General features: G+C 71.9%; 13 protein-coding genes. 12 read left to right on the top strand and 1 reads right to left on the bottom strand.

Going from position 1 to position 14,939, the window contains the following annotated elements; translation table 11 throughout:
- Positions 1-65: 65 nt before the first annotated feature.
- From AAME72_RS00480 to mfd, 5 genes are all read left to right on the top strand, one after another.
- Positions 66-572, top strand: a complete 507-nt coding sequence (locus tag AAME72_RS00480; RefSeq protein ID WP_348788300.1) for a gluconokinase — start codon at positions 66-68, stop codon at positions 570-572.
- Between the two features lie 173 nt (positions 573-745).
- On the top strand, positions 746-1,366 hold the full coding sequence (locus AAME72_RS00475) for a 50S ribosomal protein L25/general stress protein Ctc (RefSeq protein WP_348788299.1): 621 nt from the start codon (positions 746-748) through the stop codon (positions 1,364-1,366).
- A gap of 9 nt (positions 1,367-1,375) precedes the next feature.
- The gene (pth, locus tag AAME72_RS00470; RefSeq protein WP_348788298.1) at positions 1,376-1,954 is read left to right on the top strand and encodes an aminoacyl-tRNA hydrolase; all 579 of its coding nucleotides are present in this window, start codon (positions 1,376-1,378) and stop codon (positions 1,952-1,954) included.
- Between the two features lie 173 nt (positions 1,955-2,127).
- Entirely contained in the window at positions 2,128-2,832 is a 705-nt protein-coding gene (locus AAME72_RS00465; protein WP_348788297.1) for an alpha/beta fold hydrolase, read from the top strand.
- A 78-nt stretch (positions 2,833-2,910) separates the two neighbouring features.
- Positions 2,911-6,528, top strand: a complete 3,618-nt coding sequence (gene mfd, locus AAME72_RS00460) for a transcription-repair coupling factor (protein ID WP_348788296.1) — start codon at positions 2,911-2,913, stop codon at positions 6,526-6,528.
- Positions 6,529-6,647: 119 nt separating this feature from the next.
- On the opposite strand, the gene AAME72_RS00455 is transcribed toward mfd, so the two are convergent.
- Positions 6,648-7,790, bottom strand: a complete 1,143-nt coding sequence (locus AAME72_RS00455) for a Na+/H+ antiporter NhaA (RefSeq protein WP_348788295.1) — start codon at positions 7,788-7,790, stop codon at positions 6,648-6,650.
- Positions 7,791-7,945: 155 nt separating this feature from the next.
- On the opposite strand from AAME72_RS00455, the gene AAME72_RS00450 reads away from it, so the two are divergent.
- The 7 genes from AAME72_RS00450 to AAME72_RS00420 all read left to right on the top strand — a co-directional run bounded on the left by AAME72_RS00450 (position 7,946) and on the right by AAME72_RS00420 (position 14,936).
- Positions 7,946-8,620: a MazG family protein gene (locus AAME72_RS00450; protein ID WP_348788294.1), complete on the top strand. Its 675-nt coding sequence runs from the start codon at positions 7,946-7,948 to the stop codon at positions 8,618-8,620.
- Between the two features lie 67 nt (positions 8,621-8,687).
- The gene (locus AAME72_RS00445; RefSeq protein WP_348788293.1) at positions 8,688-9,746 is read left to right on the top strand and encodes an iron-siderophore ABC transporter substrate-binding protein; all 1,059 of its coding nucleotides are present in this window, start codon (positions 8,688-8,690) and stop codon (positions 9,744-9,746) included.
- 8 nt (positions 9,747-9,754) lie between these two features.
- Positions 9,755-10,816 carry an iron chelate uptake ABC transporter family permease subunit gene (locus AAME72_RS00440; protein ID WP_348788292.1) on the top strand — a complete coding sequence of 354 codons (1,062 nt, stop codon included), beginning with the start codon at positions 9,755-9,757 and terminating at the stop codon, positions 10,814-10,816.
- Positions 10,813-11,883, top strand: a complete 1,071-nt coding sequence (locus tag AAME72_RS00435) for an iron chelate uptake ABC transporter family permease subunit (RefSeq protein ID WP_348788291.1) — start codon at positions 10,813-10,815, stop codon at positions 11,881-11,883. The genes AAME72_RS00440 and AAME72_RS00435 overlap by 4 nt, the downstream gene beginning before the upstream one ends.
- 1 nt (position 11,884) lies before the next feature.
- On the top strand, positions 11,885-12,691 hold the full coding sequence (locus AAME72_RS00430; protein ID WP_348788290.1) for an ABC transporter ATP-binding protein: 807 nt from the start codon (positions 11,885-11,887) through the stop codon (positions 12,689-12,691).
- A gap of 371 nt (positions 12,692-13,062) precedes the next feature.
- The gene (gene hisS / locus AAME72_RS00425) at positions 13,063-14,355 is read left to right on the top strand and encodes a histidine--tRNA ligase (RefSeq protein WP_348788289.1); all 1,293 of its coding nucleotides are present in this window, start codon (positions 13,063-13,065) and stop codon (positions 14,353-14,355) included.
- Entirely contained in the window at positions 14,352-14,936 is a 585-nt protein-coding gene (locus AAME72_RS00420; RefSeq protein ID WP_348788288.1) for a DUF1349 domain-containing protein, read from the top strand. The genes hisS and AAME72_RS00420 overlap by 4 nt, the downstream gene beginning before the upstream one ends.
- Positions 14,937-14,939: the final 3 nt, after the last annotated feature.

The raw sequence follows: 14,939 nt of genomic DNA, 5'->3' as shown, positions 1-14,939 counted from the left end.
GCATACTGGGCTGAGGGTCGTCGAGTCGGCGGCCCGGCGACCCAGACGAGCAGAGGGAGGCACCGGTGACACGTCCGCTCCTGGTGGTGATGGGCGTGTCCGGCTCCGGCAAGAGCACGGTCGGCCGGCTCACGGCGGATGCGCTCGGAGCACCGTTCGTCGACGGCGACGACCTGCACCCGCCCGCGAACGTCGCCAAGATGGCGGCGGGCGTCCCGCTGACCGACGAGGACCGCGGACCCTGGCTGATGGAGGTGGGCAGGCGGCTCGCCGCCGCGGGCCCCCAGGGGATCGTGGTCGCCTGCTCGGCGCTCAAGCGCGCCTACCGGGACATGATCCGGGCGGAGGCGCCCGGCGCGGTCTTCGCCGAGCTCGACGGCAGCCGCGACCTGCTCGCCGGGCGCGTCGCGGAGCGTCCCGGCCATTTCATGCCCGCCGCCCTGCTCGACTCCCAGCTCGCCACCCTGGAGCCCCTGCAGGCGGACGAGGCGGGGATGCGGCTGGATGTCGCCCTGCCGCCCGCCGAGCTCGCCCGGCGCATCGCGAACGAGAGCACCTCCGCGGTCGGGTAGACTGTCCAACTGAACTTCGGCGAGGGATGCGCTTCGGTGCATCCGTGATCGACGCGGTGGAGCAGGCTTCGCAGTCTTTCCTCGCGCACCTCGATGCGCTCGAGTCGACAATCCAACACTGCGAGCACGAACTGCTCGCCCGACAGCCGGCATCCGCCGGCAAGGAGGCAGCCATGGCTGACGAGTCCAACAAGGTCGTCGCGGAGACGCGCGACAGCTTCGGCAAGGGCGCGGCGCGCAAGATCCGCGCCGCCGGCAAGATCCCCGCGGTCATCTACGGCCACGGCACCGACCCGGTGCACGTCACCGTCCCGGCGCACCAGGTCGGCCTGCTGCTGCGCAAGGCGAACGCGGTCCTCGACCTCGACATCGCCGGCAAGAGCCAGCTCGTGCTCGTCAAGGACGTGCAGAAGGACCCGGTGCTCCAGATCATCGAGCACCTCGACCTCATCGTGATCCGCCGCGGCGAGAAGGTCCAGGTCGAGGTGCCCGTGCACGTCGAGGGCGAGCCGTTCTCCGGCACCATCGCGGTGCTCGACGTCCCGACCATCAAGCTCGAGGTCGAGGCCACCCACATCCCGGAGCGCATCGTCATCGACGTCACCGACGCCGAGGAGGGCACCCAGTACCACGCGAAGGACTTCGCGCTGCCGACCGGCGCCGTCCTCGCCGAGGACGAGGACCTCCTCATCCTGAACATCGTCGTCCCGGCCGCCGCGCGCGCCGAGGACGAGGAGACCGCCGAGGGCGCCGAGGAGGCCACCGAGGCCGCCGGCGAGCAGGCCGCGGAGTAACACCTCTCCATGGACGATCTCTGGCTCGTGGTCGGGCTCGGCAACCCCGGGCCCGGCTACGCGGCCACCCGTCACAACGTAGGTCAGATGGTGCTGGACGAGCTCGCCTCGCGCGGCGGTCTCACCTTCAAGACCCACAAGACGAACGCGAGGGTCGCCGAGGGGCGGCTCGCCCCCGGCGGCCCCCGCTTCGTCCTGGCCAAGCCCAACACGTACATGAACGTGTCGGGCGGCCCGGTGTCGCAGCTGCTGCGGTTCTACTCGCTCGATGCCTCGCACCTGATCGTGGTGCAGGACGAGCTGGACATCCCGTTCGACACCATCAAGCTCAAGTTCGGCGGCGGGCACGGCGGGCACAACGGTGTCCGCGACGTGATCGCCGCGACCGGCACGGGCGACTTCACCCGGGTGCGGGTGGGCGTCGGCCGGCCGCCCGGATCGCAGGCGGCGGCGGATCACGTGCTCAAGGGCTTCAGCAGCACCGAGCGCACGAACCTGCCCATCCTCGTCGCGGACGCGGCGGATGCGGTGGAGCAGATCGCGGCCGAGGGCCTGACGTCCGCGCAGAACCGGTTCCACACCCGCTGATCGCGCCGCCCGCCCTGCCGATTCGTCACGAATGCTCGCCATTCGTCACGAGCGGCGATCATTCGTGACGAATCCGGCGCAGGCGGGATGCCGGGCGAGGTCACGGGCAACGTTCAGCGGAACCCAGGGCGGCGCCCGGCATCTCGCCAGCGGGGACGCGTACCGTTCGGGGCATGAAGCTGTTCACGCGCGAGTGGGGCGAGGGCGACCGCCACGCGGTCCTCGTCCACGGTGTCATGTCGGACTCGCGCAACTGGCGTCGCGTCGGGCCGGTGCTGGCCGAGCGCGGCTACCACGTCGTCGCCGTCGACCTGCGCGGCCACGGGCACAGCCCGCGCGCGTCCGAGTACACCGCGGAGCTCATGGCGGAGGACATCGTGGACACCGTGCCCGACGCCCCCGAGCTCGTCATGGGCCACTCGCTCGGCGGCCTGACCGTGAGTCTCGCCGTGGACCGGTTGCGCCCCGAGCGCGTCGTCTACGTCGATCCGGCGTTCTCGTGCCCCGCCGCCAACTGGTTCCAGCGGGCGCTCGCACCGGCCTTCCTGCGGACGCTCGCCCGGCAGTCCGCGGCCCGCATCGCCAAGCGCAACCCGCGCTGGGATCCCGCCGACGTGGCGATCGAGGTCGAGACGTTCGAGGCGTTCGACCGCGCGGCCATCCCCGCGGTGCTCGCGCCCAGCGTGATGCGCGCGCCCACCACGATGGCGGTGCCGTCGCTCGTGATGCTGGCCGACAACTCCTACCTGGTGAAGCCGGAGGCGGCGGAGCGGCTGCGCGGATCCGGCTTCGACGTGCGGGTGGTGGCGGGCTCCGGCCACGTCATCAACCGCGACGACCACGACGGCTTCATGCGTGCCCTCGACGGCTGGATCTGACCCCGCACCGGATGGGGCAGGCCGTGGCAGGCGCCCGGCCCCGGCGGGCTGTCGGACGCGCCGCGTAGACTCTCACGAGTGATACTGCAGGGCTTGATCACGGCGCTTCAGCGCGCCTCCACGTTCGCCGACGCCGTGGCGTACGCTGCGCGCGACGCCGACTTCTCGCTGACCGACGGCCTGCGCGCGCCGTTGCTGGCGGGGCTGGTGCGCAGGCGCGCCGAGAGCGGAGCGTCCCAGGCCGTGCTGGTGATCACCGCGACCGGGCGCGAGTCCGAGTCCGTCCGGGCCGCGCTTCCGTGTGTGTTCCCGGAGGCGGAGATCGTGGAGTTCCCTGCCTGGGAGACCCTGCCGCACGAGCGCCTCAGCCCGAGCGCCGAGATCGTGGGGAAGCGCCTGACCGCGCTCCGGCGACTGGCGGACTGGGCCGAGGGGGACCGGCGCACGCCGTTCATCCTGGTCGCCTCCGTGCGGGCAGCGCTGCAGCCGCTCGCCGACAACCTGACCGAGTACGGCACGGTCGAGCTGGCCGCTGGCGGTCGCGGCTTCGACCTGGGCGGCCTCGCCTCCCAGCTGGTCGATCTCGCCTACGCGCGGGTGGACATGGTCACCCGCCGCGGCGAGTTCGCGGTGCGCGGCGGCATCCTCGACGTCTTCCCTCCGACCGCCGACCACCCCTACCGGGTCGACTTCTTCGGCGACGAGGTGGAGCAGATCCGCGCGTTCGCCGTCGCCGACCAGCGCTCGCTGCCCGAGCCCATCCCCGCGGTCAGCCTGCCGCCGAGCCGCGAGCTGCTGCTCAGCGAGTCTGTCCGTCAGCGCGCCCGCGAGATGGAGCACGAGTTCCCGAGCCTGTCGTCGATGCTCGCGAAGATCGGCGAAGGCATCCCCGTCGAGGGGATGGAGTCGCTGGCTCCCGCTCTCGTCGACCGGCTGGTGCCGCTCACCCACTACCTTCCCGACGGCGCGGCCGTGGCCGTCCTCTCGCCCGAGCGCGTCGCCTCCCGCGCCGTCAGCCTCGCCGAGACGAACCGCGAGTTCCTCTCCGCCGCGTGGAGCGCCGCCACGGTGGGCGCCGCTGCTCCGATCGATCTCGCCGCCGGCGACTTCCTCACCCTGCAGCGGCTGCACGACTCCGTGAAGTTCAGCAAGCCGGGACAGCCCGCGCCCGACCACCCGTGGTGGACGTTCTCGGGGTTCCAGGCCGACGAGGTCCTCCCCGAGGAGCGCGAGCTGGAGGAGCACCTCCAGGTGCGCGTCGCCGCCGAGGCCGTCCCGAGCTTCCAGGGCAATGTCACCGGAGCCGTCGAGCACGTCGCCGCGCGGCTGCGCGAGGGCTGGCAGGTCGCGATCGTCGCGGAGGGCGCCGGACTCGTCGAGCGCGCCGCCCAGGTGCTCGCCGACGCCGAGCTGCCCGCACGTCCGGTGGACGAGTTCCCCGCCGACCCGGAGCCGGGCGTCGCCTACCTGCTGCGCGCCACGGTCGAGCACGGCTTCGAGGTGCCGGAGACGAAGCTCGCCCTGATCGGGGAGAGCGAGTTCTACGGTCGCACCGTCGGCTACGAGTCCCGCCAGGTGAAGAAGCTCGCGACGCGCCGCAAGAACGTCGTCGACCCGATGCAGCTGAAGCCGGGCGACTTCGTCGTCCACGAGACGCACGGCATCGGCAAGTTCGTGGAACTGACCCAGCGCGAGGTCTCCTCCGGCGGACGCAACGCCGTCAAGTCCAAGCGCGAGTACCTGGTGCTGGAGTACGCGCCGTCCAAGCGCGGCTACCCGGGCGACAAGCTGTACGTTCCCACCGACCAGCTCGACCTGCTGACCCGCTACGTGGGCGGCGAGGCGCCGCAACTGTCCAAGATGGGCGGCAGCGACTGGGCGGCCGCCAAGGGACGTGCGCGCCGGGCGGTGCGCGACATCGCGGTCGAGCTCGTGAAGCTGTACTCGGCGCGGATGGCGAGCAAGGGCCACGCATTCGGGCCGGACACCCCGTGGCAGCGCGAGCTGGAGGAGGCGTTCCCGTTCGCGGAGACGCCAGACCAGCTGCAGACCATCGACGAGGTGAAGGCCGACATGGAGCGGCCCATCCCGATGGACCGCCTGATCTCTGGCGACGTCGGCTTCGGCAAGACCGAGATCGCCGTCCGGGCCGCGTTCAAGGCCATCCAGGACGGCAAGCAGGTGGCCATCCTGGTGCCGACCACGCTGCTGGTGAAGCAGCACGCGGAGACGTTCATGGAGCGCTTCGCCGGCTTCCCCGTGCACCTGCGGCAGCTCAGCCGGTTCCAGACCGACAAGGAGGCGCGCGAGACGCTGCGGGGGATGGAGGACGGCACGGTCGACATCGTCATCGGCACGCACCGCATCCTCGCCGACGGGGTCACGTTCAAGGACCTCGGCCTGGTCATCATCGACGAGGAGCAGCGCTTCGGCGTCGAGCACAAGGATGCGCTGAAGAAGCTGAAGACCAACGTCGACATCCTGGCGATGAGCGCGACGCCCATCCCGCGCACGCTGGAGATGGCGGTCACCGGCATCCGCGAGATGTCGACCCTGGCCACGCCGCCGGAGGACCGGCACCCGATCCTGACGTTCGTCGGCCCGTACTCGGACAAGCAGGTCGCGGCGGCCATCCGGCGCGAGCTGCTCCGCGAGGGCCAGGTGTTCTTCGTGCACAACCGGGTCGGCTCGATCTCGGCGACCGCCGCCAAGCTCGCCGAGCTGGTACCGGAGGCGCGGATCGCCGTCGCGCACGGCCGGATGAACGAGCACGCGCTGGAGCAGGTGGTGGTGGACTTCTGGGAGCGGAAGTTCGACGTCCTCGTCTCCACGACGATCATCGAGACCGGCCTCGACATCTCGAACGCCAACACGATCATCATCGACAGGGCCGACAAGTACGGCCTCAGCCAGCTGCACCAGCTGCGCGGCCGTGTCGGCCGTGGCCGCGAGCGCGCGTACGCGTACTTCCTGTGGGACGAGAACAAGCCGCTCAGCGAGACCGCGCACGATCGGCTCTCCACGATCGCGGCCAACAACGACCTGGGCAGCGGCATGCAGGTCGCGCTGAAGGACCTGGAGATCCGCGGCGCGGGCAACCTGCTCGGCGGCGAGCAGTCCGGCCACATCGCGGGCGTGGGCTTCGACCTGTACCTGCGGATGATCGGCGAGGCCGTCTCCACCTTCCGCGGCGAGGTCGCCGAGGGGCAGACCGAGCTGCGGCTGGAGCTGCCGGTGGATGCGCACATCCCGGAGGAGTACGTCGACAGCGAGCGGCTGCGGCTGGAGGCGTACCAGAAGCTGTCGACGGCGAGCTCGCCCGCCGCGAAGGACGGCCAGATCGACCTGGTGCTGGAGGAGCTCACCGACCGCTACGGCGAGCCGCCGCAGCCGGTGGTGAACCTGGTCGCGGTCTCGCGGCTGCGCCGCGCCGCGCAGAAGGCGGGGCTCGGCGAGGTCGTCGCGATGGGCTCGAACCTGCGGCTGGCGCCGGCGATCCTGCCGGACTCGCTCCAGGTGCGGCTGCAGCGGATGTACCCGGGGTCGAAGTACCACGCGGCCCCGAAGGTCGCGACGGTGCCGATGCCGCGCCCGAACGGCGAGCCGCTCGACGACGCCGACCTGATCGAGTGGGTCGCGACGCTGCTCGGCGCCCTGTTCCCGGTGCCGGAGGCCGCCCCCGAGCCCGCCGCCTGACCCGCCGCTCCCGCCGCCAGTTCCGGAGATTCCGCCCGTTCAGGTCGTGATTTCCGGAGTTCCGGGGGTTTCGGCGGCGCGTCGTGCGAGCTGTCCGGATCGACGAACGGTCGCACGGCTCAGGGATGCGGGTGCAGCCTCCGGTACCGGCGGGCCAGCAGCGACACCAGCACCGCGGAGACCACGATCGCGACCGCCGAGCCGAGCAGCACCGCCAGCGTCCCCTCCGACCGCGCGAGCGCATCCCCGCTGAACGCCAGCTCGTTCATCAGCAGCGACACCGTGAAGCCGATGCCGCCGAGCGCCCCGATCGTGATGAGGCCGGTCAGCGGGATGCGTGCCCGCGCGGGCCCGCGCGTGAACGAGCCGAGCCAGCCGCCGAGCGTGATGCCGATCAGCTTGCCGACCGGCAGGGCGACAACGATGCCCCAGAACGACGGCCGCAGTTCCGCGGGGGAGACCCCGGGGATGACCACCAGTGCGGCCGAGAACGCGAACAGCGGCAGGATGAGCCCGTTCGACCACGGTTCCAGCACGTGCACGACCCGGCCGGCCGGGCGGCGCGCCATCACCAGCCCGAGGGCGACACCGGCGATGGTGGCGTGCACGCCGGAGTCGAGCACCAGCCACCAGGCGAGCAGCGCGAGCAGCACCATGAGCACGCCGATGGGCACGCGCATCCTGCCGCGCAGCAGCCGGCTCAGCAGGCCGAACGCGGTGACGGCGACGGCGGCGAGCAGCAGCTCGACGAGGTTCGGGTCCTCGGTGAAGAACACGGCGATGATCACGATGGCGATCAGGTCGTCCAGCACCGCCAGGGCGAGCAGGAACACCCGCAGCCGGTTCGGCAGGCCGCGGCCGAAGACGGCGAGGACGCCGAGGGCGAAGGCGATGTCCGTCGCGGTGGGGATGGGCCAGCCGACGGCGTATCGGGTGCCGGCCGTGAAGCCGAGGTAGATCAGTGCGGGCACGGCGACGCCCGCGACGGCGGCGATGGCCGGGTGGATGGCCTTCTGGAGGCTGTTCAGCTCGCCGGCGACGAGTTCATGTTTGAGCTCGACGGCGACGATGAAGAAGAAGACGGCGAGCAGCCCGTCGCTGATCCAGTGCCCGACGCTCAGCTCGAGGAACCCGCCGCCCAGGTGCGCGTGCTGCAGGTCGAGCAGCGCGGGACCGACCGGCGTGTTGGCCAGCAGGAGGCCGAGCGCCGCAGCGCCGAGGAGGAGTCCGGCGGCGGTGCGCTCGGATCGGATGATGCTCATGGTGGCAGCCATTCCCGCGCCGGAGCGCGATCGGAGACGACGCCGACCAGACTTCCCGGCACACCAGGCAGCCAGTCTATCGGTCCCGGTCCGGCGGCAGGGAGCGGTGCGGGCGGCGGTGAGAGGATGGGGGCATCCAGCGGGAGGAGCATCCGATGACCGACACCGTCCCCACCACGCCGGCCCCGACCCGGCTCGACGAGCTCGTCGCGGTGATGGCGCGCCTGCGCGCACCGGGCGGCTGCCCGTGGGATGCCGACCAGACCCACGAGTCGCTCGTGCAGTACCTCGTCGAGGAGTCGTACGAGCTGATCGACGCGATCGAGACCGGCGACAGGGACGCGATGCTGGAGGAGCTCGGCGACGTGCTCTACCAGGTGCTCTTCCACGCGGACATCGCCGCGCACACGCCGGGGGAGGACTTCGACATCCAGGACGTCGCCGAGCACATGACCCGGAAGATGGTCGGGCGCCATCCGCACGTTTTCGGCGGCGACCGCACCGCCGAGACCGCGGACGACGTCGTTGGCTTCTGGGACGAGCTGAAGAAGCAGGAGAAGCCGGGACGCACGAGCGTGCTGGACGGCATCCCGCAGGGGATGCCGTCGCTGGCGCTCGCCGACAAGCTGCTCGGCCGTGCCGAGAAGGTGGGACTGCTCGACCTCGGTGAGGCGGGTGGCGTCCGGGTGGACAGCGAGGACGAGCTGGGCCCGCTGCTGCTGGCGATCGTGGCGTCGGCGAAAGCCCAGGGACTGGATGCGGAGCGCGCGCTGCGTTCGACTCTCAGGGAACTTCAGGGCGAGATCCGTGCGCAGGAGGCCGGGGCTTAGGTTAGGCTTGCCTAATGTGCCAGCGTCGGCACAGTCCCCCATCGCATCCGGCCCCGCAAGGAGAGTCATGCCCGTTTCCGCACGCCCCGGCAGCCGCCGGCCGCGCCGCCTCGCCCTGATCGCGTCCGCCGTCGCCGCCGCGACCGCGCTCGTCCTCACCGGCTGCAGCGCCGGATCCTCCGGGGAGCAGAGCACGTCCACGTCCGACGCGGGCGCGTTCCCGGTGACCGTCGACAGCGCGCTCGGCTCGACGAAGATCGACGCCAAGCCGGAGCGCGTGGCGACCTGGGGCTGGGGGGCGCAGGACATCGTGCTCGCGCTTGGGATCGTCCCGGTCGCGATGCCGAAGTTCACGTACGGCGGCGACAAGAACGGCGTCCTGCCGTGGGATGCGGAGAAGATCACGGAGCTGGGCGGGAAGACCCCGCAGCTGCTGAACGCCGACAGTGGCGAGGTGCCGTTCGAGGAGTTCGTGAAGGCCAAGCCCGACGTCATCCTCGCGCCGTACTCCGGGCTCACGCAGGCGGAGTTCGACACGCTCAGCAAGATCGCCCCGGTCGTCGCCTACCCGGAGAAGCCGTGGGCGACCAGCTGGCGCGACCAGACCGCGATCGTCGGGAAGGCGCTCGGCCTGTCCTCGGAGGCGAAGGCCCTCGTGTCGAAGACGGAGGACACAGTGAGCACGCTCGCTGGCAAGTACCCGGTGCTGAAGGACAAGACCTTCTACTACGCCGCCGCCAACCAGCCAGGCGTGCTGAACGTCTACCGCGCAGAGGACCCGCGCGTGCAGCTCCTGAACGACCTCGGACTGAAGAACTCGCCCTCCATCGCGGCGCTCGACAGCAGCAAGGGCGACGGCAGCTTCTTCTACCAGCTCAGCTACGAGAACCTGTCCAAGATCGACACCGACCTGCTGGTGATGTACTTCGACAAGCAGTCCTCCGTCGACGCCTTCACCTCCGACCCGCTGGTGGCCGCGATGCCGACCATCACGGAGGGCCGCTTCGCGCCGATCGTCGGCGAGTCGTTCGTGGCCGCGACGAGTGCGCCCAGCGTCCTGTCCATCCCGTGGATGCTCGACCGCTACGTGCCGCAGCTCGCGGCGGCCGCCGACAAGGTCAAGTAACACCGCCGATGCCCGCGAGTGCCATCGCGCCGTACGCCGGCCGCGCCGGGGAGAAGTCCCCGCTCGGCCGGCGTCGTCGCCGCACGGTCGTGGGCTTCGCCGTCGCTGCGGTGGTGCTCGTCGCCGCGGTCGTGCTCAGCCTGATGGTCGGGGCGCGCACCATCCCGCCAGCCGACGTGCTGGATGCGCTCCTTCATCCCACCCGCACCGACCCGGACACCCTGGTCGTCGTCGGCAGCCGGCTGCCGCGCACGCTGCTCGGTCTCGCGGCCGGGCTGGCCCTGGGACTCGCGGGGACCGTCATGCAGGGGCTCTCCCGCAACCCGCTCGCCGACCCCGGCATCCTCGGCGTCAACTTCGGGGCATCGCTCGCGGTGGTCGTGGCGATCGCGTTCTTCGGCATCACGTCCGCCTCCGGCTACGTCTGGTTCGCGTTCGCGGGGGCGGCGCTCGCCGCCGGTCTCGTCTACGCGGTGTCGTCGGTGGGACGCGAGGGCGCCACGCCGGTCAAGCTCGCGCTCGCGGGCGCCGCGGTGTCGGCGGCCCTCGGCTCGCTGATCACCGCGGTCATGCTGGTCAGCCGCGTCTCCCTCGACACGATGCGGTTCTGGCAGGTGGGCTCGCTCGCCGGCCGCGGCTTCGGCGTGCTGTGGCAGGTGCTGCCGACGCTCGCGGTCGGTGCTGTCCTCGCGCTCGCGCTGGGGCGCATCCTGAACGGCCTCGCCCTCGGCGACGATGTCGCCCGCGGGCTCGGTCAGCGCGTCGGCCGCGCGCGTGCCCTCTGCGCGGTGGCGATCGTGCTGCTCTGCGGCTCCGCCACCGCCGCAGTCGGGCCGATCGCCTTCGTCGGCCTGGTCGTCCCGCACGCGGCGCGCTGGGTGGTCGGCGCCGACTACCGGCGCATCCTCGCGTTCTCGGCCGTCTTCGCCCCCACGCTGCTGCTGGTGTGCGACGTGATCGGCCGGGTGATCGCGCCTCCCGGCGAGCTGCAGGTGGGCGTCGTCATGGCGTTCGTTGGGGCGCCGATCTTCATCGCGCTCGTGCGCAGGCGGAAGCTGGTGAGCCTGTGACCGCGGCCGCGCCGGACGGTGCCGGCGCCGTGCGGGAGCGCGCGAGCCGCGCGGTCGCCGACGACCGCCGGCGGCGCGCATCCCGGGCGGTGCGGGTCGCCGTCGTGCTCGGGCTGCTCGTTGTGCTGCTCTCCGGGTTCTCGCTGACCCTCGGCGCGGCGGGTGTGGCGCCGCAGGACGTCCTGGCCGCGCTGATCGGGCGCGCCGACCGCCTCACCTCGTTCGTGATCCTGGAGCTCCGGCTGCCCCGGCTCGTGGCCGCCGCCCTGGTCGGGGCGTGCCTCGGGCTCTCCGGTGCGCTCATCCAGTCGGTCGCGCGCAACCCGCTGGCGAGCCCGGACATCATCGGCATCACCGCCAGCGCGAGCGCGGCGGGCTCGGTCGCGCTGGTCTGGTTCGGCCTGACCGGCCTGGCGCTCTCCGGGGTCGTGCTCGCCGGCACACTGATCGCGGCCGTGCTCATCTACCTGCTCGCGTGGCGGAACGGTGTGAGCGGGTACCGCTTCGTCCTCGTCGGCATCGGCTTCGCGGCCGTCTGCTCCGGGTTCGTCTCGTACGTGCTCACCACCGCCGACCTCACCGACGTGCAGCAGGCGCTCGTCTGGATCACCGGGAGCCTGAACAGCGTGGATCCCGTCGCCCTCCTGGTCCTCGGGGTCGCCGCCGTCGTCCTCGTCCCGTGCGCACTCGGGCTCGGCCGCTCGCTCGGCGCGCTCGGCCTCGGCGACGACGTCGCCGCAGGGATCGGCGTGCGGCCGGAGCGCACGCGCATCCTCGTCGTCGGGGTGGCGGTGGCGCTGGCCGCGGTGGCCGTGTCCGTCGGCGGGCCGATCTCGTTCGTGGCGTTCCTGTCCGCGCCGATCGCGCGGCGGCTCGTCGGGCGCGGCTCGCTCGCGCTGGTGTCGTCGGCGCTCGTCGGCGCGCTCGTGCTGGTGGCCTCGGACATCGTCGCGCAGTTCGCCATCCCGGACGTCGTGCTGCCCGTCGGTGTCGTCACCGGCATCGTCGGGGCGCCCTACCTGCTGTGGCTACTCACCAGGACCAACCGAATCGGCCGGGGAGGCTGACATGACTGTTGCGCACGAGCTCGCCGCCCGCGACCTGACCCTCGCCTATGAGGGCAGGGTCGTCGTCGACGGCCTGGATCTCGACCTGCCGCCCGGCCGGGTCACCGCGATCGTCGGGCCGAACGCCTGCGGCAAGTCGACGCTGCTGCGCGGGCTGTCCCGGCTGCTCGCCCCCGCGTCCGGCACGGTCCTGCTGGACGGGACGGACATCCACACGCTTCCGACCAAGCAGGTCGCCACCCGCCTGGGGCTGCTCCCGCAGACGCCCACCGCGCCCGACGGGATCACCGTCGCCGACCTCGTCTCGCGCGGCCGGTATCCGCACCAGGGCTGGTTCCGGCGCTGGACCGCGGACGACGACGCGGCCGTCGCCGAGGCGATGACCGCCACCGGCATCACGGAGCTCGCGGAGCGCGCCATCGACGAACTCTCCGGCGGCCAGCGGCAGCGCGTGTGGATCGCGATGGCGCTAGCGCAGCAGACCGACATCCTGCTTCTGGACGAGCCGACGACGTTCCTCGACATCAGCCATCAGATCGACGTGCTCGACCTGCTCCTCGACCTGAACGCCGCGCGCGGCACCACGGTGGTCATGGTGCTGCACGACCTGAACCTCGCCGCCCGCTACGCCGACCACCTGGTCGCGATGCGCGGCGGGGAGATCGTGGCCGCGGGCGACCCGTCGACGGTCGTGACGGCGGGACTGGTGCGCGACGTGTTCGGCGTCGAGTCCGTGATCGCCGACGACCCGGTCACCGGCACGCCGCTCGTCGTCCCGCTCGGCCGGCACCACACACCCGGCTCCTGAGCGCGCTGCCCCGCCGACATTTGGCGCAAATCTGCCTTCTGCGGTGCCGACACCCGACATTTGGCGCAAATGTGCTTCATGCGGCCGGCAGCCGACATGTGTCTCCTGAACATGGCAGCGCGTCCGCCGTTCGGGTCCGATCTCCCGGGTCCTGGCGGACGCGTTGTCGTGTGTCTGGCAGCGAGCAAACGACGTGGTCGGACGGATGCGCTCATGCCAGGTCCTGGTGGGACACCACCGAGCCGGCAGGGTGACACGGCCTGAGGGTGGCAACACGGGAAGTCTACGTCCGGCGGGCGAGCCACCGCGATCCCCCGGGAGGGTCCTGGCGGGGCGGTGCCGGGCGCCGCTGACATGGAAGAATCGTGGGCATGGCTTCTCCGATCACACCGCCCCGCGGCATGCGCGACTTCCTCCCCGCCGACAAGGCCAGGCGGGAGCATGCGCTCGGTGTCATCCGGCGCAGCTTCGCGGCGCACGGGTTCGACGAGATCGAGACCCCGGTGGTCGAGGACGTCGCCCGCCTGCACTCGGGCCTCGGCGGCGACAACGAGAAGCTCGCCTTCAGTGTGCTCAAGCGCGGCCTCAGCGGCGACGACTTGCGCGCGGCCATCGAGTCGGGGGACACCCTGGCGCTGTGCGACCTCGGGCTGCGCTTCGACCTGACCGTCCCGCTGGCCCGCTTCTACGCCACCCACCGCGCGGAGCTTCCGCCGGTGTTCCGGTCCATCCAGATCGCCCCGGTCTGGCGTGCCGAGCGTCCGCAGAAGGGCCGGTACCGCCAGTTCGTCCAGTGCGACATCGACATCATCGGCGACGGCTCGCAGCTGGCAGAGGTGGAGCTGATCACCGCCACCGCCGCGACGCTGGAGGCGCTGGGTCTCAAGGACTGCACCATCCGCATCAACGACCGCCGCATCCTGAACGGACTGCTCGAGTACTGCGGCTTCGCGGAGGACCGCTGGCCGCAGGTGCTGATCTCCGTCGACAAGCTCGACAAGATCGGCGCCGAGGGGGTCGTCGCCGAGCTGAGCGAGGGCGGGGCTGACTCCGCGGCCGTGCTCGGCGGCGTGCTCGCGGGCCTGGAGCCGCACCTCGCCGACGGCGGCGTCGAGCTGACCGTCGAGGCGATCTCCGGCATCCTGCCCGAGGGGATGGACGGCGACGCGATCGCGGCCCTGGAGGCGCTCGCACACGCGCTCGACACCCTCCCGGAGGGCGTCCGGCTGCGCTTCGACCCGACGCTCGTGCGCGGGATGGGCTACTACACCGGCACGATCTTCGAGATCGCGCACCCCGGCTCCGGCAGCTCGGTCGGCGGCGGCGGGCGCTACGACGGGATGATCGGCCGCTTCCTCGGCACCGACGTCCCGGCGGCGGGCTTCTCCATCGGCTTCGAGCGGGTCGTCGACCTGATCGAGGTCCCGGACGACGCCGCGGCGGACTCCGTCGTGCTCGTCCACGATCCCGCCGTGCCGCTCGACCGGCTGATGGCGATCAAGTCCGAGCTCGTCGCCTCCGGCCGCCGCGTGCGGTTGGACCGCCGCGCCAAGAACCTGAAGGCCGTGCTCGACCGCGCGGCCGCCGCGGGTTACCACTCCTTCGCGTTCGTGAACGCGGACACCGCCGACGCGGCCGCCCTCGAGATCAAGGCGCTGTCGTGACGGCCGCGCGCATCCCGTGGTCCGACGGCCGCTGGACCACGGCTCCGGCCGAGGCGCGGCAGGACGGCGACGCGCTGCTCGTCACCGCCGTCGAGGGCAGTGACGCCTGGCGCACGACCGCCTACGGCTTCGTGCACGACACCGAGCACGCGCTGCTGGCACCTCTCGAGCCCGGCACCGCGATGGAGGTCGTGTTCACCGGCGACTTCTCGGCCGAGTTCGACCAGGCCGGGATGTTCGTCCGCGTGGACGAGGAGAACTGGACCAAGGCGGGCGTGGAGTTCGCCGACGGCGCGCTGCAGCTCGGCGCGGTGGTGACGCACCGCTTCTCGGACTGGTCCGTCGCCCCCGTGCCCGACTGGGCCGGACAGTCCCTGACGGTGCGGATCAGCCGCGACGGCGACGCGATCGTGGTGCGTGCGAGGGCGGGGGAGGAGCCGTTCCGGCTCGTCCGCATCGCCCACCTCGACCCCGCGGCGGCCGCGGAGGCCGGCCCGATGGTGTGCGCGCCGAGCCGCGCGGGCCTCACCGTGTGCTTCGTGTCGTGGACGCGCGGCCCGGCCGACGCCTCCATCCACTAGCCC

The organism is Leifsonia sp. NPDC080035 (assembly GCF_040050925.1).
GTDB lineage: Bacteria > Actinomycetota > Actinomycetes > Actinomycetales > Microbacteriaceae > Leifsonia.
This window is presented reverse-complemented; position numbering and strand designations above follow the sequence as displayed.